18 protein-coding genes are annotated in these 19,692 nt (G+C 67.6%); 7 read left to right on the top strand and 11 right to left on the bottom strand.

From position 1 onward, the window contains the following. Positions 1-34: 34 nt before the first annotated feature. The 4 genes from ACH0AE_RS14120 to ACH0AE_RS14105 form a co-directional block, all read right to left on the bottom strand. A complete protein-coding gene (locus tag ACH0AE_RS14120) occupies positions 35-259 on the bottom strand; it encodes a DUF1272 domain-containing protein (RefSeq protein WP_294441865.1) in 225 nt (74 codons plus the stop codon). Between the two features lie 9 nt (positions 260-268). Beyond that, positions 269-712 carry a thioesterase family protein gene (locus ACH0AE_RS14115; RefSeq protein ID WP_294441864.1) on the bottom strand — a complete coding sequence of 148 codons (444 nt, stop codon included), beginning with the start codon at positions 710-712 and terminating at the stop codon, positions 269-271. A gap of 90 nt (positions 713-802) precedes the next feature. Then, a complete protein-coding gene (locus ACH0AE_RS14110) occupies positions 803-1,582 on the bottom strand; it encodes a sulfite exporter TauE/SafE family protein (RefSeq protein ID WP_294441863.1) in 780 nt (259 codons plus the stop codon). A gap of 90 nt (positions 1,583-1,672) precedes the next feature. Then, positions 1,673-2,881, bottom strand: coding sequence for an LL-diaminopimelate aminotransferase (locus tag ACH0AE_RS14105; RefSeq protein ID WP_294441862.1), 1,209 nt, complete (start codon positions 2,879-2,881; stop codon positions 1,673-1,675). A 161-nt stretch (positions 2,882-3,042) separates the two neighbouring features. On the opposite strand from ACH0AE_RS14105, the gene ACH0AE_RS14100 reads away from it, so the two are divergent. The 4 genes from ACH0AE_RS14100 to ACH0AE_RS14085 all read left to right on the top strand — a co-directional run bounded on the left by ACH0AE_RS14100 (position 3,043) and on the right by ACH0AE_RS14085 (position 6,336). After that, positions 3,043-4,779 (top strand): alpha/beta hydrolase, encoded by a 1,737-nt coding sequence (locus tag ACH0AE_RS14100; RefSeq protein ID WP_294441931.1) that lies wholly within the window; start codon positions 3,043-3,045, stop codon positions 4,777-4,779. Positions 4,780-4,879: 100 nt separating this feature from the next. Further along, entirely contained in the window at positions 4,880-5,536 is a 657-nt protein-coding gene (locus ACH0AE_RS14095) for a phasin family protein (protein ID WP_294441861.1), read from the top strand. A gap of 145 nt (positions 5,537-5,681) precedes the next feature. Then, a complete protein-coding gene (gene clpS, locus ACH0AE_RS14090) occupies positions 5,682-6,008 on the top strand; it encodes an ATP-dependent Clp protease adapter ClpS (RefSeq protein WP_294441930.1) in 327 nt (108 codons plus the stop codon). A gap of 22 nt (positions 6,009-6,030) precedes the next feature. Then, the gene (locus ACH0AE_RS14085; protein WP_294441860.1) at positions 6,031-6,336 is read left to right on the top strand and encodes a hypothetical protein; all 306 of its coding nucleotides are present in this window, start codon (positions 6,031-6,033) and stop codon (positions 6,334-6,336) included. Here ACH0AE_RS14085 and ACH0AE_RS14080 read toward each other — a convergent pair. Next, positions 6,333-7,052, bottom strand: coding sequence for a Crp/Fnr family transcriptional regulator (locus ACH0AE_RS14080; RefSeq protein WP_294441859.1), 720 nt, complete (start codon positions 7,050-7,052; stop codon positions 6,333-6,335). The genes ACH0AE_RS14085 and ACH0AE_RS14080 overlap by 4 nt on opposite strands. Positions 7,053-7,218: 166 nt before the next feature. On the opposite strand from ACH0AE_RS14080, the gene murA reads away from it, so the two are divergent. Next, on the top strand, positions 7,219-8,514 hold the full coding sequence (gene murA / locus ACH0AE_RS14075; RefSeq protein ID WP_294441858.1) for a UDP-N-acetylglucosamine 1-carboxyvinyltransferase: 1,296 nt from the start codon (positions 7,219-7,221) through the stop codon (positions 8,512-8,514). A gap of 154 nt (positions 8,515-8,668) precedes the next feature. On the opposite strand, the gene ACH0AE_RS14070 is transcribed toward murA, so the two are convergent. The 5 genes from ACH0AE_RS14070 to ACH0AE_RS14050 form a co-directional block, all read right to left on the bottom strand. Next, on the bottom strand, positions 8,669-10,129 hold the full coding sequence (locus ACH0AE_RS14070; RefSeq protein WP_406875821.1) for a flavin-containing monooxygenase: 1,461 nt from the start codon (positions 10,127-10,129) through the stop codon (positions 8,669-8,671). A gap of 137 nt (positions 10,130-10,266) precedes the next feature. Further along, entirely contained in the window at positions 10,267-10,689 is a 423-nt protein-coding gene (locus ACH0AE_RS14065) for a glycine zipper 2TM domain-containing protein (RefSeq protein WP_294441856.1), read from the bottom strand. A 131-nt stretch (positions 10,690-10,820) separates the two neighbouring features. Continuing rightward, positions 10,821-13,085 carry an NADP-dependent malic enzyme gene (locus tag ACH0AE_RS14060; RefSeq protein ID WP_294441855.1) on the bottom strand — a complete coding sequence of 755 codons (2,265 nt, stop codon included), beginning with the start codon at positions 13,083-13,085 and terminating at the stop codon, positions 10,821-10,823. 47 nt (positions 13,086-13,132) lie between these two features. Beyond that, a complete protein-coding gene (locus ACH0AE_RS14055; RefSeq protein ID WP_294441854.1) occupies positions 13,133-13,711 on the bottom strand; it encodes a DNA-3-methyladenine glycosylase I in 579 nt (192 codons plus the stop codon). A gap of 144 nt (positions 13,712-13,855) precedes the next feature. Further along, positions 13,856-14,350, bottom strand: a complete 495-nt coding sequence (locus tag ACH0AE_RS14050; RefSeq protein ID WP_294441853.1) for a methylated-DNA--[protein]-cysteine S-methyltransferase — start codon at positions 14,348-14,350, stop codon at positions 13,856-13,858. A gap of 205 nt (positions 14,351-14,555) precedes the next feature. On the opposite strand from ACH0AE_RS14050, the gene mutS reads away from it, so the two are divergent. Together mutS and hslU are read left to right on the top strand one after the other, a co-directional pair. Beyond that, on the top strand, positions 14,556-17,150 hold the full coding sequence (mutS, locus tag ACH0AE_RS14045; protein WP_406875884.1) for a DNA mismatch repair protein MutS: 2,595 nt from the start codon (positions 14,556-14,558) through the stop codon (positions 17,148-17,150). Between the two features lie 52 nt (positions 17,151-17,202). Further along, positions 17,203-18,498, top strand: coding sequence for an ATP-dependent protease ATPase subunit HslU (gene hslU / locus ACH0AE_RS14040; protein WP_088333870.1), 1,296 nt, complete (start codon positions 17,203-17,205; stop codon positions 18,496-18,498). A 39-nt stretch (positions 18,499-18,537) separates the two neighbouring features. Here hslU and ACH0AE_RS14035 read toward each other — a convergent pair whose 3' ends face one another. Then, a complete protein-coding gene (locus tag ACH0AE_RS14035; protein ID WP_294444784.1) occupies positions 18,538-19,668 on the bottom strand; it encodes an acyl-CoA dehydrogenase family protein in 1,131 nt (376 codons plus the stop codon). Positions 19,669-19,692 lie beyond the last annotated feature (24 nt).

Raw genomic sequence — 19,692 nt, 5'->3', positions numbered from 1 at the left:
CTCCTTAGACCATGTTCGGGGCGAACGGCGACGCTCAGCCCTTGAAGTGGCGCTGGGTGGAGGCGGGGTGCTTCTTCAGCGCGGCGCCGACGCGGGCTGGGCGATCGACCAGTTCGCCGCCGCAGTTCGGGCAGCGTTCGTCGAGATCGTCGGCGCATTCCGCGCAGAAGGTGCATTCGAACGAGCAGATGAAGGCACCGCCCTCATCGGGCGGAAGATCAGTGCCGCAGCGTTCGCAATCGGGGCGCATTTCGAGCATGGGGCGAGCTTACGCCACGCGATCGGGCTGCGCCACCATCAGCGCGTCGAGGAACTGGCGCACCTCGCCCTCGATCGGCACCGGGCGGCCGGTGGGCAGATGGACGTTGACGCTGACGAGCTCGATCACGTTGCAGAGCTCACCATGCTGGTTGGCGAGTTCGAAGCGCTTGGTGATGCTGGACGTGCCGATGCGATCGATCCGCACCGAGGCATCGACCGTATCGCCGTACATCAGCGGCTTCAGATAATCGACGTTGGCGCGGCGGACGTGGAATTCCATTTCGCGCCATGTGTCCCCCAGCGCGTCGGCGATCCCGGTCCAGTCCCAGTATTCGGTGACCGCGACATCGGCATATTCGAGGTAGCGCGAGTTGAAGACGACGCGCTGGCCGTCGATTTCCGCGTAGCGCACCTTGAAGGCGGTGGAGAAGGCGAAGCCGGGGCGGGGCATTTGATGGTCCTGCGTATCGATTGAATGATGTGGGCGCGCGCTATCGCGCCTGGCGCCCGGCGGGACAAGCTTGCTGCCGCGTGAGCGACGTCAGAAGATCAGTTTCAGGCCGACGATCGCGAGGGTGGTGGCGAGGATGGGGGTGAGCACCCGATCGGTGACGCGCGAGGCGATGATGCTGCCGAGGATGATGCCGGGGATGGAGCCGGCGAGCAGCGAGACGAGCAGCATGGGATCGACCGAGCCGAGCCACCAATGGCCCATGCCGGCGATGAGGGTGAGCGGCACGGCATGGGCGATGTCCGACCCGACCAGCCGGTTCACTGGCGCCTTGGGATAAAGGATCAGCAGCGCCGTCATGCCGAGTGCGCCGGCGCCGACCGAGGTGAGCGAGACGAGCACGCCGAGGATCGCGCCGAGCAGGATGGTGAGACCAACGAGGCGCCGCCCGCTCATGCCGCGGAAGGCGGGCGCGACGCGCGCGACGATGCGGGCGCGGAAGAAGGTGGCAAGCGCAGTCAGGACCAGGGCGATGCCGAGCACGACGGTGATGGCCGCGCCGGTATCGGAATCATGCGTGCCGGCGCGGCTCAGCACCAGCAGCGTCACCGCGGCGGCAGGGAGGCTGCCGATGGCGAGCCGGCGGACGATCGCCCAGTCCACCGTGCCGCGAAGGCCATGCACCGCGCCGCCGACCGTCTTGGTCGCCGAGGCGTAGAGAAGATCGGTGCCGACCGCGGTCGCCGGGTGGAAACCGAACGCCAGCACCAGTAGCGGCGTCATCAAGGAGCCGCCGCCGACGCCCGTCAGCCCGACCAGCAGGCCGACGAGGACGCCGGCCAGCGAATAGAGCGGATTATACGCGTCCATCCGCCCGCCGCCTGATGGCTACGATCGGGCGAAGGAGCGTCGAACCCGGACCAGGGCCGGGCGGACGGGATTGCGCCGCGTCGGGGTGGCTCAAACGGCGTTCCGTGCCGGGGTGTTGACGCCCATGCTGGCGAGGTAGCGCTTCACGTTGCGCGCCGCCTGGCGCAGCCGCTGCTCGTTCTCGACCATCGCGATGCGCACGAAGCCCTCGCCATTCTCGCCGTAGCCGACGCCGGGCGCGACCGCGACCTTGGCATGGGTGAGCAGTTGCTTCGAAAATTCGAGGCTGCCGAGATGCGCGAGCGCGGGCGGCAGCGGCGCCCAGGCGAACATCGAGGCGCGCGGGGAGGGAATGTCCCACCCGGCGCGGGCGAAGCTTTCCACCATCACGTCACGGCGCTTGTGATAGAGCTTGCGGTTCTGCTCGACGATATCCTGCGGGCCGTTAAGCGCGGCGCAGGCAGCGGCCTGGATCGGCGTGAAGGCGCCGTAATCGAGATACGACTTCACCCGTGTCATGGCAGCGATCAGCGTCTTGTTGCCGACCGCGAAGCCGATGCGCCAGCCGGCCATCGAATAGGTCTTCGACAAGGAGGTGAACTCGATGGCGACGTCCTTCGCGCCCTTCACCTGCATGATCGAGGGCGTCGGGTTGCCGTCGTAATAGAGCTCGGAATAAGCGAGGTCGGAGATGATCCACACCTGGTTCTCGCGCGCCCAGGCGACGAGCCGCTCGTAGAAGGCGAGATCCACCGCCTCCGCCGTCGGGTTCGACGGGTAATTGACGACGAGGATGCTGGGGCGCGGCACGGTGAAGTTCATCGCGCGTTCGAGGCTGTCGAAATAATGCTCGTCCGGCGTCGTCGGCACGGCGCGGATCGTGGCGCCGGCGATGATGAAACCGAAGGTGTGGATCGGGTAGCTGGGGTTGGGCGCGAGCACCACGTCGCCCGGCGCGGTGATCGCGGTGGCGAGGCTGGCGAGCCCTTCCTTGGAGCCCATGGTGACGACCACCTCGGTTTCGGGATCGACATCGACGCCGAAGCGGCGGCCGTAATAATTGGCCTGGGCACGGCGCAGGCCCGGAATGCCCTTCGACGCGGAATAGCCGTGCGCATCGGGCTTCTTCGCCACTTCGACCAGCTTGTCGATGACATGCGCCGGCGGCGGCAGATCGGGATTGCCCATGCCCAGATCGATGATGTCCTCGCCGCCCGCGCGCGCCGCGGCCCGCATCGCGTTGACTTCGGCGATGACGTAGGGCGGCAGGCGCTTCATGCGGTAGAATTCTTCGGACATGGGAATCCCTCTTGCTGGGACATGCGGCATAGACCTTGCCGTGCCGGAGCGAAAGCAGGGAGGCTATCGCTCGCCCATAGCCACGCTATGCTGTGCGGCGAGAGGGATCGATGACCGACGAGCCAGCGACGCCGAGTTCAGAGAAGCCAGAGCGTCCTGACATGCCCGGATGGGCGGAGACGCTGGGCGCGGGCGCCGGCGGGGGCGCGATGCCGAGCCTCGCGGACCTCCAGCACTGGACTTGGGTGATGGGCCGTGCGCAGCAGATGATGCTGGAGCAGGGGCTGGCGATGGCGAAGGCGGCGCCCGCCACGCCCGCGGCCAATCCCTTCGCGCAGCAGGTGCAGGATTTCTGGGCGGACAGCCTGTCGCTGTGGCAGCGCTTCCTCGATCCGGCCGCGCCCCGGCCCGAGGAGCCGGCGGCGCAGGCGGCGGACAAGCGCTTCCGAGGCGAGGCGTGGCGCGCGAACCCGGTGTTCGACTGGATCCGGCAATCCTATTTCATGATTGCCGACCATATGCTGCGCGGGATCGACGCGATCGAGGGCGTGGACGAGGCGCGCCGGGCGCAGCTGCGCTTCGCGGCGCGCGGCTTCGTCGACGCGATGAGCCCGAGCAACTTCGCGCTGACCAACCCCGAGGTGATCGCCAAGACGATCGAGACCAGGGGCGAGAACCTGCTGAAGGGCATGCAGCACATGCTGGCGGACCTGGCGCGCGGGCAGCTGACCCACACGCCGGGCGACGCATTCGAGGTGGGCCGCAACCTGGCGACCACGCCGGGCAAGGTGATCCACCGCACGCCGCTGTACGAGCTGATCCAGTACACGCCGACCACGCCGGACGTGCTGGCGACCCCGCTCGTCATCTTTCCGCCGTGGATCAACCGTTTCTACATCCTGGACCTGACGCCCGAGAAGAGCTTCATCCGCTGGTGCCTGGACCAGGGGATCAGCGTGTTCATGGTCTCGTGGAAATCGGCCGATGCGTCGCTGGCCCACGTCACATGGGACGATTATGTCGGCGCGCAGGTGGAGGCGGTGGACGTGATCCGCGAGCTGCTCGACGTGCCGTCCGTCCACGCCATCGGCTATTGCGTGGCGGGGACGACGCTGGCCGCGACGCTGGCGCTGCTCGCCGCAAGGGGCGAGGCGGACAAGGTGAAGAGCGCGACCTTCTTCACCGCACAGGTCGATTTCGCACGCGCCGGGGACCTCAGGAACTTCATCGACGACGATCAGATGAAGCTGGTCGAGACGCTGGCGCCCGAGGGGTTCCTCGACGGGCGCTACATGGCGGCGACGTTCAACCTGCTGCGCGGGCGCGACCTGATCTGGAACTACGTCACCAACAATTACCTGCTCGGCAACGATTACGCGCCGTTCGACCTGCTGCACTGGAATGGCGACACGACCAACCTGCCGGTGAAATGGCACATGGCGTATCTGCGCGACCTGTATCGCGACAATCTGCTCGTCTCGCCCGGTGCGATCGCCGTGCAGGGCGTGCCGCTGGACCTGACGCGGGTGAAGACGCCGTCGTTCGTGCAGGCGGGGCGCGAGGATCATATCGCGCCGGCGGAAAGCGTGTTCGAGATCACCCGGCATTTCCGCGGGCCGGTCACCTTCCTCCTCGCAGGATCGGGCCATATCGCCGGCGTCGTGAACCCGCCGGCGGCGCAGAAATATCAGTACTGGACCAATGACGCGCCGGTGCAGTCGCTGGACGAGTTCGTCGCGGGCGCAACCGAGACCAAGGGCAGCTGGTGGCTGCACTGGCTAAAATGGCTGCGCGGCCATGGCGGAGAAACGGTGCCGGCGACGGGCGCGCGGGTGCCGGGCGGCGGCCGCCTGGCTGCGATCGAAGACGCGCCGGGAAGTTACGTGCGCGCTCGGTGAACGGCGAAGTAACGCGCGATACTTTGCTGCGCCGCACAAATAACATTGAAACATTGCCCGAAAAGGCTTATTGTGCGTTGCAGCATAAGGAGCCGTGTGCATGTCCGACACTTCTGCGACGCCGACCAGCCTCGACGAAATCGTACCCGCGGTGGCCGATAACGGCCCCAGCCCTGTGCCCCCGGTGCTGAAGGCGCCGGCGAGGAAGTCGGCCTTCAAGAAGCCGATCGGGACGGACACGGACGAGATCATATCGCCGGCGGCCGTCGACAATGATGACGCCGCAGAGCCGGCGACCCGCAGCGCGAAGGAATTCAAGATGGTCGAGACGATCGAAGCAATGACGGAGAAGACCAAGGCCGCGTTCGCCGAGGTGAACGAGCGTGCCAAGGCACAGATGGAAAAGGGCGTGGAGACGATCCAGGAGATCGGCGCGTTCAACAAGGGCAATATCGAAGCGGTGGTGGAATCCTCGAAGATCGCCGCCAAGGGCTTCGAGCAGATGGGCCAGAATGCCGCTGCCTATGCCAAGAGCTCGTACGAGCAGGCGACTGCCGCGTTCCGATCGATGGCGAGCGTCACCTCGCCGACCGATCTGTTCAAGCTGCAGAGCGACTTCGCGCGCGCGTCCTTCGATGCGTTCGTCGCGGAAACCTCGCGCTCGACCGAAGCGGCGCTGAAGTTGGCGGGTGAGATCGCGCAGCCGATCTCGAACCGCGTCGCGCTGGCGACCGAGAAGATGAAGGTCGCCGCGTAACCGCGCGCACCTGATTACAGGCGATGAAAGGGCGGTTGCTGCACGGCGGCCGCCCTTTTTTCTTGGCCCGAGCGCAAACCGCGGCCTTGCCCTTGCCGGTGAGCTTGCCATATTTTGGCGCGTGACAATGACCTACCCGATCAGCATGGCCGAACGACGTGAAGATGGCGGTGAGGGCACCGGTATCGGCGTGGCGACTCGCACCCGTGCGAAGACCAAGCAGCCGACCCCCTATCGCGTGTTGATGCTCAACGACGATTACACGCCGATGGAATTCGTCGTCCTTTGCCTGCAGCGCTTCTTCCGCATGAATGCCGAGGAAGCAACGCGCGTGATGCTTCACGTCCATCAGAAGGGCGTCGGGGTGTGCGGCGTGTTCAGTTACGAAGTGGCGGAGACCAAGGTGGGGCAGGTGATGGATTTCGCCCGCGCCAACCAGCACCCGCTGCAATGCACGCTGGAAAAGGCGTAAGCGCCTGACCGCCGCGCCGGCGATGCTGCTGTTGCCGATGCTGCTGCTCGCCGGCGCAGAAGCGGAGGTGCCGGCGGCGGCGGAGCGGGCGGCGTGGTACACCTGCCTTGAGGACTACGCGCAGGTCGCGATGGCGAGCAGCGGCACGCCGGCGACGATCGCGCTGCAGACCGATCAATCCTGCGCCGCGGAGCGCAAGGCGTACCAGGTCGCGCTGTGGAAATCGCGCGCCGTGACGGGTGACGGCGTGGCGCTGAATGCCCGGCTGGCGGCCGAGGATCGCGCCGCCTACGAATATGTCATCAAGTTCGTCGAGCGGCTGCGCTAGCTCCGCGTCGGGGCACCGCTAGGCGCGCGCGGCGGCAGCCACGTGAGATCGATGTTGCCGCGTCGATCGACGTAATTGGCCGCCCGCGCGAGCCGCCGCTCATCGAGGAAGGTGACCCGGCCGGAGCCGCGCGCGATCAGCTGTTCATCCTCCAGCTGGCGCAGCATGCGGTTGACGTGGACGGCGGTGAGCCCGGTGGCGTCACCGATCTCCTCCTGGGTCAGCCCGAGCGGGAAACTGTCGCCCAGCGTCGGATCGATCCGGCGCAGGCGATTGCGCACGTCGAGCAGCACCGAGGCGACCCGCGCCTTGGCAGAGGTGCGGCCGAGCCCGGCGAGGCGATCCGTCAGCGCCACCCGCTCCATCTGGTTGATCGCGACGATCGCCGCGAACAAGCGCGGCTGCTGCGCCGCCAGCCGCGCCATCACCGGCCGCTCGAACGGGCAGACGATGCTTTCGGCCAGCGCCGTAACCGTTTCCGGCGCACGGGCATAGGCCAGCGCCGACAGCGCGATCATGTCTCCGGGGAACAGGAAGCGCAGGATCTGCCGGCTGCCGTCATCCAGGATGACGCAGCTCATCATCATGCCCTGCTTGACGATGAACAGATCGGTCGAGACGTCATTCTCTCGGATCAGCGTGGCGCCCCGCCGCAGCACGCGCTCACGATCCTCCAGCCCCTGAAGGGCCGTCCGCTCCGCTTCTGACAAAGACATATACTCGCCGAGACGGTCGGCGAAACAGCTACTTGGCACGCGTTGGTGGCCCCCCGGTTGAGGCGCGGACGCTAGTCACCGATTGCGCGCGGCTGCATTAAAGTCGATCAACATCGTTACGCTGCCGTCGCTTGGCGCGGGCGAAGCGCACGGCTAGAGGCACACGATGGACCGTATCCTCATCCGTGGTGGCAACCGTCTGTCGGGCAAGCTGCCGATTTCGGGCGCGAAGAATGCAGCGCTCACCCTGATGCCGTGTGCGCTGCTGACCGACGAGCCGCTGACGCTGCGCAACCTGCCGCGGCTGGCCGATGTTGACGGGTTCGGCCATCTGCTGAACCAGCTGGGCGCGTCGACCGCGATCGAGGGCACCCGGCCGGACGAATTCGGCCGCGTGATGACGATCCGAGCGGGGCAGCTGACCTCGACCGAGGCGCCGTATGACATCGTGCGCAAGATGCGCGCATCGATCCTGGTGCTCGGGCCCATCCTAGCGCGGGCCGGCGAGGCGCGCGTGTCGCTGCCGGGCGGATGCGCGATCGGCAATCGCCCGATCGACCTTCACCTGAAGGCGCTGGAGGCGATCGGCGCCGAGCTGGAGATGAGCGCGGGCTATGTCACCGCGCGGGCACCCAAGGTGAACGGCGTCGGGCGCCTTTCGGGCGGGCGCTATCGCTTCCCGGTCGTCTCTGTCGGCGCGACCGAGAATGTCGTGATGGCGGCGGTGACCGCGAAGGGCAGCTCACGGATCGAGAATGCCGCGCGCGAGCCCGAGATCGTCGACCTGTGCCGGTGCCTCGTCGCGATGGGCGCGCAGATCGAGGGGATCGGCACCGAGACGCTGGAGATCGAGGGCGTCGATCGCCTGCACGGCGCCACCTATGCTGTGATGCCGGACCGGATCGAGGCGGGCAGCTATGCCTGCGCGGCGGCGATCACCGGCGGCAGCCTGGAACTGGTGAACGTCGATCCCGAGAGCATGGGGGCGACGCTTTCCGCGCTGGCCGACGCGGGCGTGCTGGTGGAGCTGAAGAAGAACGCGGTGCGCGTGACGGCGCAGGGGCCGCTCCAGCCGCTGACGCTGACCACCGCGCCCTTCCCGGGCTTTGCCACCGACATGCAGGCGCAATTCATGGCGATGCTGTGCAAGGCCGATGGCGCGAGCGTGCTGACCGAGACGATCTTCGAGAACCGCTACATGCACGTGCCCGAGCTGGCGCGGATGGGCGCGGACATCACGGTGAGCGGGCGGACCGCGGTGGTGCGCGGCGTCGACAAGCTGGTCGGCGCGCCGGTGATGGCGACGGATTTGCGCGCATCGATGAGCCTGATCCTGGCCGGTCTGGCCGCAGAGGGCGAGACCTCGGTCAACCGCGTCTATCACCTGGACCGCGGTTACGAGCGGCTGGAGGAAAAGCTGTCGGCAGTGGGGGCGGATATCGAGCGCGTCAGCGACGGGTGAGCTGGGCCGCGCCTTAGCCATCGCGGCCGCGCGCGCCGGCGGGAAAAGTAAGCGGGATCCCGGATCAAGTCCGGGATGACGGCGGGTTAGCGGGGAGCTGTTGTTTGGCATGCCCCGCTTCGACCCCTCCCCCGAAGGGGAGGGGCTTTTCCGGTCAGCGCAGCGCGACGGCTTCGCGGTCGATCACGGCGGTTTCCTCGGCGTAGCTGGCGCAGTCTCCGGCCCAGTTCTGGTACACGCGGCCGTTGGCGGCCTTGTACCAGCTGCGACAGTGCGGATCGGCCCAGACGGTGTTCGACAATAGCTGCGTGATGCGCTCGTTGAAGCGGCGCTGGCCGTCGGGGGTGACGCCGGCGGCCCTGGCCTGCTCGGCTTCCAGCGCGGCGAGAGTCTGCAGCATGTAGCCGACCTGCTGCTCGATCATGAAGCTGATCGAATTGTGGCCCAAGTTCGTGTTCGGGCCGTAGAGGATGAACATGTTGGGGAAGCCGGCGACCATGATGCCGAGATAGGCCTCGGGTCCGTCCTTCCACGTCTCCTTGAGCGTGCGGCCCTCCTCGCCGACGACCTCCATCGACCAGTCCCATTGCGTCGTCTCGAAGCCGGTGGCGAAGATCAGCACGTCGAGTTCGTGGAACCCGTCCTTGGTGCGCACGCCATTGGCCTCGATCGCCTCGATCCCGGAGGTTTCGAGCGTGACGTTGTCGCGCCTCAGCGCGGGGTAGAAATCGTCGGTGATGAGGATGCGCTTGCAGCCGATCGGATAATCGGGGGTGAGCTTTGCGCGCAGCTCGGGATCGGGCACCTGCGCCTCGAGATGGTCGAGTGCGGTGCGGGTGTAGGCGGCGCGGCCTTCGGGCGTCCACTTGAACGCCTGCCAGAAATAGCTGTCGGCCGTGTCGAAGATCGCCGCGCGTTGTTGCGCGCCGAGCTTCATCGCCATGTCGAGGTTGGTGGCCATCAGCGCCTTCACCTCTGGCGTGACGTGATGATCGTTGCGCGGCACCACCCAATTGGGGGTGCGCTGGAAGACGACGAGGTGGCCGGCCTCCTTGGCGACTTCGGGGATGAGCTGCACCGCGCTGGCCGCCGAGCCGATCACGCCGACGCGCTTGCCCTTCAGGTCAACGCTGTCGTCCCATTCCGCCGCGTGCCATTTCGCGCCGGCGAAATCGTGCACGCCGGGGATGTCGGGAAAGCAGGGGCGGCTGAGCTGGCCGAGCGCCGGGACGATCGCGTCGAACGTCTCGCTGGCGCCTTTCTCCGTCTCGATCGTCCAGGTGCCGTCGCCTTCGTTCCAGACGGCCTTCGTCACGCCCTCGTTGAGGCGCAGCGTCTCGGCGAGGCCGAACTGATGGACCAAGCCCTTGGTGTAATCGTGGATCTCCGCGCCGCGCGCGTAATGGTGGCTCCAGTTCGGATTGGGCGCGAAGCTGAACTGGTAGAGGATGGCTGGCACATCGCAGGCAACGCCGGGGTAGCGATTGGCGCGCCAGGTGCCGCCGACCGAATCGGCATGTTCGAAGACGGTGACGGCGTGGCCGGCCTCCCGCCCCTTGATGGCGGCGCACAGCCCGCCCATGCCTGCACCGATTACTGCGATCCGCTTCGTCATCCGTCTCTCCGCTTGCGGTCTTTGCCGCACACGAAGCACGATGCCCCGTCCCGCGCGCGGAGGGAAGGGGGTTTTAAGTCGATCGCGTTAAATGGCGCGCGAAGCCGGGGTGCCGGATTGCCCGGCACCCGCAGACCTCACCGGCAGACGACCTCGTTGCGGTTGCTGTTGCGGTCGACCGACTGGCCGAGCGCCGAACCGGCTGCGCCGCCAAGGAGCGCGCCGAGGATGCCCGAGCCGCCGGGCTTCAGGGCCGTGCCGAGCACGCCGCCGGCAATGCCGCCGACGATCAGGCCGGTCGTGCCGTCATCGCGGCGGCAATAGTAACGACCGTCGCGGCCGGCATAGATGCGCTCGTTGGGCGACAAGCGACGCTCACGATAACGCCGGTCGTCGCGGTAATAGCGATCCGCTTCATAGCCGCCGTAGCTGGGATCGGGGCGGTTATAGTCGTAATTGGCGTAACTGCCGCCGTAACCACGACGTGGGCCGTAATTGTCTCCCGTGCAGCCCGTTACCATCACGGCTGCGCCAATTGCGGCCAACGCAACACTCCGCATCGCTTCCTCCTTCGCTGTTCTGGACGAAGGGGGTAATGGCTGGGCGGCGATAATGGTTGCGTGGGGTGTAACGATCGCGCGCACGATAAGGGCGGGCGCAGGATCGCTCCCGCGCCCGCCTTTACTTCAGCTTAGCGCGCGACACCGCCGGCGGCGAGCACAGCCAGCGTCATCAGATCGCTGGCAGACGACGTCATCGGTGCGATCTGCACCGGCTTTTCCATGCCGACCAGCATCGGGCCGATCACGCTGTCGCCGCCAAGCTCGCGCAGCAGCTTCGCGGAGATATGCGCGGACTGGAGGCCGGGCATGATCAGCACGTTCGCCGGGCCGGAAAGGCGCGCGAAAGGATAGTTCGCCAGCTGCTTCGGATTGAGCGCGACGTCCGGCGTCATCTCGCCTTCATATTCGAAACCGACCTTGCGCCCGTCGAGCACGGTGATGGCCTCGCGCACATTGTCGAGGAACGAGCCCTTGGGATTGCCGAAGGTGGAGTAGCTGAGGAACGCGACGCGCGGCTCGTGGCCCATGCGGCGGGCGACGGCGGCGGTCTGCTCGGCGATGTCGGCGAGCTGTTCGGGGCTGGGCCGTTCGTTCACCGTCGTGTCGGCGATGAACACGGTGTGGCTCTGGCCGACCATCAGGTGGATGCCGAACGGCGTGCGGCCGGGCGCCGGATCGACGACGCGGCGCACCTCGCGCATCGACTGCGCGAACGGGCGGGTGATGCCGGTGATCATCGCGTCGGCCTGGCCGAGCTGCAGCAGCACCGCGCCGAAGATGTTGCGATCCTGGTTGATCATCCGCTCGCAATCGCGGCGCAGGTAACCGCGCCGCTGGAGGCGGGCGTAGAGGAAGTCGACCATCTGCGGCACCAGCGGCGAGATGCGGCTGTTGTGCAGCTCATATTCCTCGGGATTGGCGATGCCGAGCGCGCGCAGGCGATCGGGCACGTCGTCGCGGCCGACCAGCACCGGAATGCCATAGCCGCCCTCCTTGAAGGCGATGGCGGCGCGAAGCACCACTTCCTCCTCGCCCTCCGCGAATAGCACGCGCTTCGGGTGTGCGCGGGCGCCCTCGTACGCGAGGCTGAGCACCGAGGTGGTGGGATTGAGCCGCGCGCGCAGGCTCTGGCGATAGCCCTCCATGTCGAGGATCGGGCGGCGTGCGACGCCCGAATCCATCGCCGCCTTGGCGACGGCGGCGGGGACGATCTCCATCAGGCGCGGGTCGAACGGCGCCGGAATGATGTAATCCGGGCCGAAGACATGCTGCACGCCATAGGCCGCGGCGACTTCCTCCGGCACCCGCTCGCGCGCGAGTTCGGCGATCGCCTGCGCCGCGGCGATCTTCATCTGATCGTTGATCGCCGAGGCGCGCACGTCGAGCGCGCCGCGGAAGATGAAGGGGAAGCCGAGGACGTTGTTGACCTGGTTCGGATAATCCGAGCGGCCGGTGGCGATGATGGCATCTGGACGGACGCTGCGCGCCAGTTCGGGGCGGATCTCGGGCTCCGGATTGGCCATGGCGAAGATGATCGGCGCCTTGGCCATGTCCTTCACCATTTCCGGCTTCAGCGCGCCGGCGGCGGAAAGGCCGAGGAACACGTCCGCGCCGACCAGCGCTTCCGTCAGCGTGCGCGCCTCACTGGGCACGGCATGCGCCGACTGCCACTGGTTCACATTGTCGCGGCCCTGGTAGATCACGCCCTTGCGATCGCAGATCAGCACGTTCTCGTGCCGGACGCCCATCGCCTTGATCAGTTCGGTACAGGCGATCGCGGCGGCGCCGGCGCCGTTCACCACCACCTTGATGTCACCGAGCGCGCGGCCAGTGACGAGGCAGGCGTTGATGAGGCCGGCCGCGGTGATGATCGCGGTGCCGTGCTGGTCATCATGGAACACTGGGATGTTCATGCGTTCGCGAAGGGTCTGCTCGATGATGAAGCATTCCGGCGCCTTGATGTCCTCAAGGTTGATGCCGCCGAACGACGGCTCGAGCAGCGCGACGCAGTTGATGAAGGCGTCGACGTCCTCGGTATTCACCTCGAGATCGATCGAGTCGACGTCGGCGAAGCGCTTGAACAGCACCGCCTTGCCTTCCATCACGGGCTTCGAGGCGAGCGCGCCGAGATTGCCCATGCCGAGGATGGCGGTGCCGTTGGAGATGACGGCGACCAGATTGCCCTTCGCAGTATAATCGTACGCAGTGGCCGGATCGTCGGCGATCGCCTTCACCGGCACCGCGACGCCGGGGGAATAGGCCAGGGCGAGATCGCGCTGGGTCGCCATCGGCTTGGAGGCGATGATCTCGATCTTGCCGGGGCGGCCTTCCGAATGGAACAGCAGCGCCTCGCGCTCGGAAAATTCTACGTTGGTCTTGGTCTCGTCGGTCATTGGGGCTCCGGGGGGGAATGGCGCGGGGGACCTTTAGGCAGAGACCGTTACGATGCAACTACGGGCATGCCGTAGCGGCGGAAGCAATCGGACTGGTGATCGTTGACGATGCCGACCGCCTGCATCCAGGCATAGACGATCGTCGGGCCGACGAACTTGAAGCCAAGGGCCTTCAGCTCCTTCGAAATCCGTTCCGACAAAGGCGTGGTGGCGAGCCATTGCGTGCCGCTGCCGAGGATCGGCTGGCCATCGGTGAAGCCCCAGCAGAAATCGTGGAAGGCGGCGGGGCCCATCGCCTCGTAAAGCTGCGCGCCGCGGATCGTCGCATCGATCTTGGCGCGGGCGCGTACGATGCCGGGATCGGCCATCAGGCGATCGACATCGGCGGCATCGAACCGGGCGACCCCGGTTGGATCGAAACCGGCGAAGGCGGCGCGGAACCCTTCGCGCTTGTTGAGCACGATCTGCCACGAGAGGCCCGCCTGGAAGCCTTCGAGCATCAGCATTTCCCACAGCATGCGCGGATCATGCTGCGGCACGCCCCATTCGGTGTCGTGATAGGCGCGCATCAGCGGATTGCCTTGCGCCCAGCTGCAGCGGATCGGCTGATCGGTGTCGTCGCTCATGCGTCGCACCTCAAGAGGCGTGCTGGGTGAGGCAGAGGGCGCATCATGCTGGCATCACTTCCTTCGCGAGGACCGACATGATGCGATGATGGCCGACCGGGCGGCCAAGCGCGAGTCAAAGCGGCGCCAGTCGAAAGAGATGGCTCAGAGCAGCGCAGTTTCCCCGCGTTCGAGCGCGAGCAGCAATTGCTTGTTCGGCAGCCCGCCGCCGAAGCCGGTGAGCGCGCCGTTGCTGCCGATCACGCGGTGGCACGGCGTGACGATGGGGATCGGATTGCGGCCGTTCGCGGCGCCGACCGCGCGGCTGGCGCTGGGGCGGCCGATCGCGCGGGCGATGTCGGCGTAGCTGCGCGTCTCGCCATAAGGGATGGTGAGGAGCGCGCGCCACACGTCGCGCTGGAACCCGGTGCCGACCGGATCGAGCGGCAGATCGAAGGTGGTGCGCGTGCCGGCGAAATATTCGTCCAGCTGGCGGATGGCGGCGGCGATCACGGGATGGTCCGGATCCGCGCGGCGGGGCGAATAGCGCGCCTGCATCGCTGCATCGTCATCCCACAGGATCGCGGCGAGACCGATGTCGCTGGCGATCAGCGTCAGATCGCCGGTCGGCGAGGGGATGGTGGCGGTCGCAAAGGTCATGGCGCGGCTCCTTCGGCTTGCCCTTAATAGCGGCCGAACGAGCGCGCGTCCCGATGCTTGCGGCCAAAGCGCCACTCGTCAGCGGCGGCATGTCTGGCTAGACAGGCGCGATCCGCCGGGCAGCGCTACGTCCGTCTGCCCGCATCCGCACCTCATCCGTTTCGACACCCGGAAAATCATGGCCGAACCCACCGCTCCGACGCCGATGATGGCGCAATATCTGGCGCTGAAGGAAGAAGCGGGCGATTGCCTGCTGTTCTATCGCATGGGCGACTTCTTCGAATTGTTCTTCGAGGATGCGCGGATCGCGAGCGGGGTGCTTGATATCGCGCTGACGGCGCGCGGCGAACATGCGGGCGAGAAGATTCCAATGTGCGGCGTGCCGGTGCATGCGGCGACGGCGTATCTCCAGCGGCTGATCAAGGCCGGGCGCCGCGTGGCCATCGCGGAGCAGACAGAGAGTCCGGAAGAGGCGCGCAAGGCACGCGGATCGAAGGCGCTGGTGAACCGCGCGATCATCCGCTTCGTCACCGCGGGGACGTTGACCGAGGAAGCGCTGCTGGATGCGCGCGCCGCGAACTGGTGCGTCGCGGTGGGCGAAGCGGCGGGCGGCGTCGGGATCGCGGCGGCGGACGTATCGACCGGCCGGTTCGAGGTGATCGCCTGTTCGCCGCAGGCATTGGGCGCGGAGCTTGCGCGGCTGGCGGCGGCGGAAGTGGTGGCGGCCGAGGGGAGCGATGCGCCGGCGACGGTGTGGCGTCCGCGCGGCGAATTCGACAGCGCGCGCGGCGAGGAGCGGCTGAAGCGCCTGCACGGCGTGGCGACACTCGACGGCTTCGGCCAGTTCGATCGCGCGATGCTCGCCGCGGCGGGCGGGCTGATCGCGTACCTCGACCATAATGGGAAGGGGACGCTGCCGTTCCTACGTGCGCCGGTGATCCGCCGCAGCGCCGAGACGATGGCGATCGATGCGGCGACGCGCGAGAGCCTGGAGCTGACCTGCACCGCCGGCGGCACGCGTAAGGGCAGTTTGCTCGATGCGGTGGACCGTACGGTAACGGGGGCGGGGGCGCGACTGCTGGCGGCGGATATCGGCGCGCCGTTGATGGACAGGACTGCGATCGAGGCGCGGCTGGCGTTGGTCACGCTGTTCCACGAGGACGGCGACCTGCGCGCCCGGCTGCGCGAGCGGTTGCGCGCGCTGCCCGATATCGGCCGTGCGATCGGGCGGCTGGTGGCCGGGCGAGGCAGCCCGCGCGACCTGGGGCAGCTGCGCGATGGGCTCGACGGCGCATGGTTGCTGGCGGAGACGCTGCAATCGATCGAGGCGCAGCTGGTGGACGGGGCAGGCGGCGACCTGCTGGCGCAGCTGACACCGCGGTTGCGCGGGCATGGTGAGCTGATCGACCTCCTCAAGCGCGCGCTGGTGCCGATGCCGCCGATCGACGCGGCGAACGGCGGCTTCATCGCGGAGGGCTATGACGCCGCGCTCGACGATCTGCGCGATGCAGGATCAGGCGGGCGCAAGGCGATTGCGGCGCTGGAGGCGCGCTATCGCACCGAGACCGGGATCAACGGCCTGAAGATCCGGCACAACAACGTGCTTGGCTATCATGTCGAGGTGCCGGCGAAGAATGCCGAGGCGCTGATGAAGCCCGACAGCGGCTTCACGCATCGCCAGACGATGGCAGGGGCGGTGCGCTTCAACGCGCCCGAGCTGCACGAGGTGGCGAGCCGGGTGACGCAGGCGGGCGCGCATGCGGTGGCGGCGGAGGCGTCGCATCTCGAGGACCTGATCGCTGCGGCGCTCGCCCGCGCCGAGCCGATCGCGGCGACGGCGGATGCGCTGGCGCGGCTGGACGTGGCGGCCGGGCTGGCGGAGCGCGCCGCGGAGGGCGGCTGGGCGCGGCCGAGCCTTGTGGAGCATCCATGCTTCGAGATCATCGGCGGTCGGCATCCGGTGGTGGAGGCGGCGGTTGCCAAGGCGGGCGAGCGGTTCGTCGCCAATGATTGCACGCTGTCCGAAAGCTCGCGGCTGTGGCTCGTCACCGGCCCGAACATGGGCGGCAAGTCGACGTTCCTGCGGCAGAATGCGCTGATCGCGGTGCTGGCGCAGGCGGGAAGCTATGTGCCGGCCACCAGTGCGACGCTGGGGCTGGTCGACCGGCTGTTCAGCCGCGTCGGGGCGTCGGACAATCTGGCGCGCGGACGATCGACCTTCATGGTCGAGATGGTCGAGACCGCGGCGATCCTGGCGCAGGCGACGCCGCAGAGCTTCGTCATCCTCGACGAGGTGGGGCGCGGCACATCGACCTATGACGGGCTCGCCATCGCCTGGGCGGTGGTGGAGGCGATTCACGAGGACAATCGCTGCCGCTGCCTGTTCGCAACGCACTATCACGAGCTGACGCGGCTGGCGGAGCGATGCGACGCGCTGTCGCTGCACCATGTGCGGGCGCGCGAGTGGAAGGGCGAACTGGTTCTGCTGCACGAACTGGCTGATGGGCCGGCGGATCGCAGCTATGGTCTTGCCGTCGCGCGGCTCGCCGGCATGCCGCCGGCAACGGTGGCGCGGGCGAAGGCGGTGCTGGCGAAGCTGGAGGCGGGGCGCGCCAAGACCGGCGGGCTGGCGGCGGGGCTGGACGACCTGCCGCTGTTCGCCGCTGCTGCGGCGGCCGTGCCGGAGGAGACGGTGGACCCGTTGCGTGCGGCGGTGGAGGCGCTGGATGTCGATGCGCTGTCACCGCGCGAGGCGCTGGACCAGCTGTATCGCCTGAAAGGGATCGTGCGGGAGGGGTGAAGGCACGCGCGCCGCTTGATCCCCCGCCGATCGGCCCCGATATGCGGGCGCGATGAAGGACACACTTACCCCCAAGGCGATCGTCGCCGCCCTCGACGCACATATCATCGGACAGAAGGACGCGAAGCGTGCCGTGGCGGTGGCGCTGCGCAACCGCTGGCGCCGGCAGAAGCTGGCGCCTGAGCTGCGCGACGAGGTCACGCCCAAGAACATCCTGATGATCGGGCCGACCGGCTGCGGCAAGACCGAGATCAGCCGCCGCCTGGCGAAGCTGGCCGATGCGCCGTTCGTGAAGGTGGAAGCGACCAAGTTCACCGAGGTCGGCTATGTCGGCCGCGACGTGGAGCAGATCGCGCGCGACCTGGTCGAGGAAGCGGTGCGGCTGGAAAAGGAACGTCGCCGCAACGCGGTGAAGGACAAGGCCGAGGAAGCGGCGATGGACCGGCTGCTCGATGCGCTGGTCGGCAAGGATTCAAGCCAGGCAACGCGCGAAAGCTTCCGCCAGCGCTTCCGCGACGGGCATCTCGACCAGACCGAGATCGAGCTTGAGCTTCAGGTCGCGCCGCAGATGCCGTTCGAAATGCCCGGTGGCGGCCAGATGGGCATGATCAACCTGGGCGAAATGTTCGGCAAGCTGGGCGGCGGGCAGACCAAGCGGCGCAAGCTGCTGGTGCCCGCGGCATGGGAAAAGCTGGTCGAGGAAGAGGCCGACAAGCGGCTCGACCAGGATGAGGTGAGCCGCGTCGCGCTGGCCGATGCGGAGGCGAACGGGATCGTCTTCCTCGACGAGATCGACAAGATCGCGGTGAGCGACGTGCGCGGCGGTTCGGTGAGCCGCGAGGGCGTGCAGCGCGACCTGCTGCCGCTGATCGAGGGCACCACGGTTTCGACGAAGTACGGCCCGATGAAGACGGACCATATCCTGTTCATCGCGTCGGGCGCGTTTCATGTGGCGAAGCCGAGCGACCTGTTGCCTGAGCTTCAGGGGCGCCTGCCAATCCGCGTCGAGCTGAAGGGCCTGACCGAGGATGATTTCGTCGCCATCCTGTCCGACACGAAGGCGTCATTGCCGGCGCAGTACAAGGCGCTGATCGGTACCGAAGGCGTCACCGTCGACTTCACCGAGGACGGCATTCGCGCCGTCGCGCGGATCGCGGCCGAAGTGAATGGCGAGATCGAGAATATCGGCGCCCGCCGGCTGCAGACCGTGATGGAGAAGCTGCTTGAGGAAGTGAGCTTCGACGCCGAGGATCGCGCGGGCAGCTCGGTGACGGTGGATGCGGCTTATGTCGAGCAGCACCTCGCCGGCGTCGCGCGCAACACCGACCTCAGCCGCTTCGTGCTGTAACGCGAGAGGTCCCTTCCGCGTCGTGCGGAGGGGGCCTTCTCAGATCGCCAGCTCGGCGCGCATCAGCGCGGCGTAGCGCTTCAGATGGTGGTCGGCGGCGCCGAACTGCTGCTCGATTGCCGTAGCGCGGCGGAAATAATGGCCGACGGCGAGCTCGTCGGTCATCCCCATCGCGCCGTGCAGCTGGACGGCATTCTGGCCGATGAAGCGGATCGCATCGGCGACGGTAGCCTTGGCAGCGGCGATCGCGCGGGCGCGCACATTAGCCGCCGCATCCACGTTCAGCGCGGCGAGATAGGCCGCCGAGGTCGCCTGTTCGGCAGCGATGAACATGTCGACCATGCGGTGCTGCAGCGCCTGGAAGCTGGCGAGCGGCTGGCCGAACTGCTTGCGCTCCTTGGTGTAGGCGACCGTGTCACCCAGCATCTTGCGGGCAAGGCCGGCTGCCTCGGCGCAGAGCGCGGCAATGCCGGCGTCCCGCGCGCGTTCCAGCAGCGGGAGCGCGGCGCCCTCTTCGCCCAGCAGCGCGTCGGCCGGCAGCGACACGCCGGCGAGCGTGATGTCGGCCGCGGGAAGCCCGTCGATCAGGCGATAATCGTGGCGCGACACGCCGGCCGCGTCCGTTGGCACGAGGAACAGCGAGACGCCGCGCACGTCGCGCGGGGCGCCCGAGGTGCGGGCAGTGACGAGCAGCCAGTCGGCGTCCGGCGCGCCGGCGACGACGATCTTCTCGCCGGTCAGCACCCAGCCGTTGCCGCTCTTCTCCGCCTTCGTTGTCACGGCTTCGAGCGCCTGTCGGCTGTCGGCTTCCCCGGCGGCGAGCACTGCGCGCGTGCTGCCATCAGCGATCTGCGGCAGGAGGGCAGCGGCGCGCTCACCGCCCGCCGCCTGAAGCAAGCTGCCGGCGATCACCACGCCGTCGATATAGGGGATGGGAGCAAGCGCCTCGCCCAGCGCGTCGGCGACGACCATCGCCTCCACCGCGCCGCCGCCAAGGCCGCCGGCCTCCGCCGGGAGCGTCGCGCCGAGCACGCCGAGATCCTGGCCAAGTGCGCGCCATAGCGCCTTGCCGTCACGTGGGCGGTGCGGATCGAAGGCGAAATGCTGCGCCAGATAGCGCGTCAGCGTGTCGCGGAGCATCGCCTGCTCGTCGCTGAGCGAAAGATCCATGGCCCTCTCCCGTTCTATTCTTGG

Source organism: Sphingomonas sp. 179-A 2A2 NHS (assembly GCF_045371305.1).
GTDB lineage: Bacteria > Pseudomonadota > Alphaproteobacteria > Sphingomonadales > Sphingomonadaceae > Sphingomonas.
The sequence above is the reverse complement of the archived record's forward strand: the minus strand, read 5'-3'. Positions and strand labels throughout refer to the sequence as shown.

Excerpts from the sequence above, each read along its gene's own strand:
- ACH0AE_RS14120 (WP_294441865.1), bottom strand. The coding sequence starts at position 259 with ATGCTCGAAATGCGCCCCGATTGCGAACGCTGCGGCACTGATCTTCCG.
- ACH0AE_RS14115 (WP_294441864.1), bottom strand. The coding sequence starts at position 712 with ATGCCCCGCCCCGGCTTCGCCTTCTCCACCGCCTTCAAGGTGCGCTAC.
- ACH0AE_RS14110 (WP_294441863.1), bottom strand. The coding sequence starts at position 1,582 with ATGGACGCGTATAATCCGCTCTATTCGCTGGCCGGCGTCCTCGTCGGC.
- ACH0AE_RS14105 (WP_294441862.1), bottom strand. The coding sequence starts at position 2,881 with ATGTCCGAAGAATTCTACCGCATGAAGCGCCTGCCGCCCTACGTCATC.
- ACH0AE_RS14100 (WP_294441931.1), top strand. The coding sequence starts at position 3,043 with ATGCCCGGATGGGCGGAGACGCTGGGCGCGGGCGCCGGCGGGGGCGCG.
- ACH0AE_RS14095 (WP_294441861.1), top strand. The coding sequence starts at position 4,880 with ATGTCCGACACTTCTGCGACGCCGACCAGCCTCGACGAAATCGTACCC.
- clpS (WP_294441930.1), top strand. The coding sequence starts at position 5,682 with ATGGCCGAACGACGTGAAGATGGCGGTGAGGGCACCGGTATCGGCGTG.
- ACH0AE_RS14085 (WP_294441860.1), top strand. The coding sequence starts at position 6,031 with ATGCTGCTGTTGCCGATGCTGCTGCTCGCCGGCGCAGAAGCGGAGGTG.
- ACH0AE_RS14080 (WP_294441859.1), bottom strand. The coding sequence starts at position 7,052 with ATGTCTTTGTCAGAAGCGGAGCGGACGGCCCTTCAGGGGCTGGAGGAT.
- murA (WP_294441858.1), top strand. The coding sequence starts at position 7,219 with ATGGACCGTATCCTCATCCGTGGTGGCAACCGTCTGTCGGGCAAGCTG.
- ACH0AE_RS14070 (WP_406875821.1), bottom strand. The coding sequence starts at position 10,129 with ATGACGAAGCGGATCGCAGTAATCGGTGCAGGCATGGGCGGGCTGTGC.
- ACH0AE_RS14065 (WP_294441856.1), bottom strand. The coding sequence starts at position 10,689 with ATGCGGAGTGTTGCGTTGGCCGCAATTGGCGCAGCCGTGATGGTAACG.
- ACH0AE_RS14060 (WP_294441855.1), bottom strand. The coding sequence starts at position 13,085 with ATGACCGACGAGACCAAGACCAACGTAGAATTTTCCGAGCGCGAGGCG.
- ACH0AE_RS14055 (WP_294441854.1), bottom strand. The coding sequence starts at position 13,711 with ATGAGCGACGACACCGATCAGCCGATCCGCTGCAGCTGGGCGCAAGGC.
- ACH0AE_RS14050 (WP_294441853.1), bottom strand. The coding sequence starts at position 14,350 with ATGACCTTTGCGACCGCCACCATCCCCTCGCCGACCGGCGATCTGACG.
- mutS (WP_406875884.1), top strand. The coding sequence starts at position 14,556 with ATGATGGCGCAATATCTGGCGCTGAAGGAAGAAGCGGGCGATTGCCTG.
- hslU (WP_088333870.1), top strand. The coding sequence starts at position 17,203 with ATGAAGGACACACTTACCCCCAAGGCGATCGTCGCCGCCCTCGACGCA.
- ACH0AE_RS14035 (WP_294444784.1), bottom strand. The coding sequence starts at position 19,668 with ATGGATCTTTCGCTCAGCGACGAGCAGGCGATGCTCCGCGACACGCTG.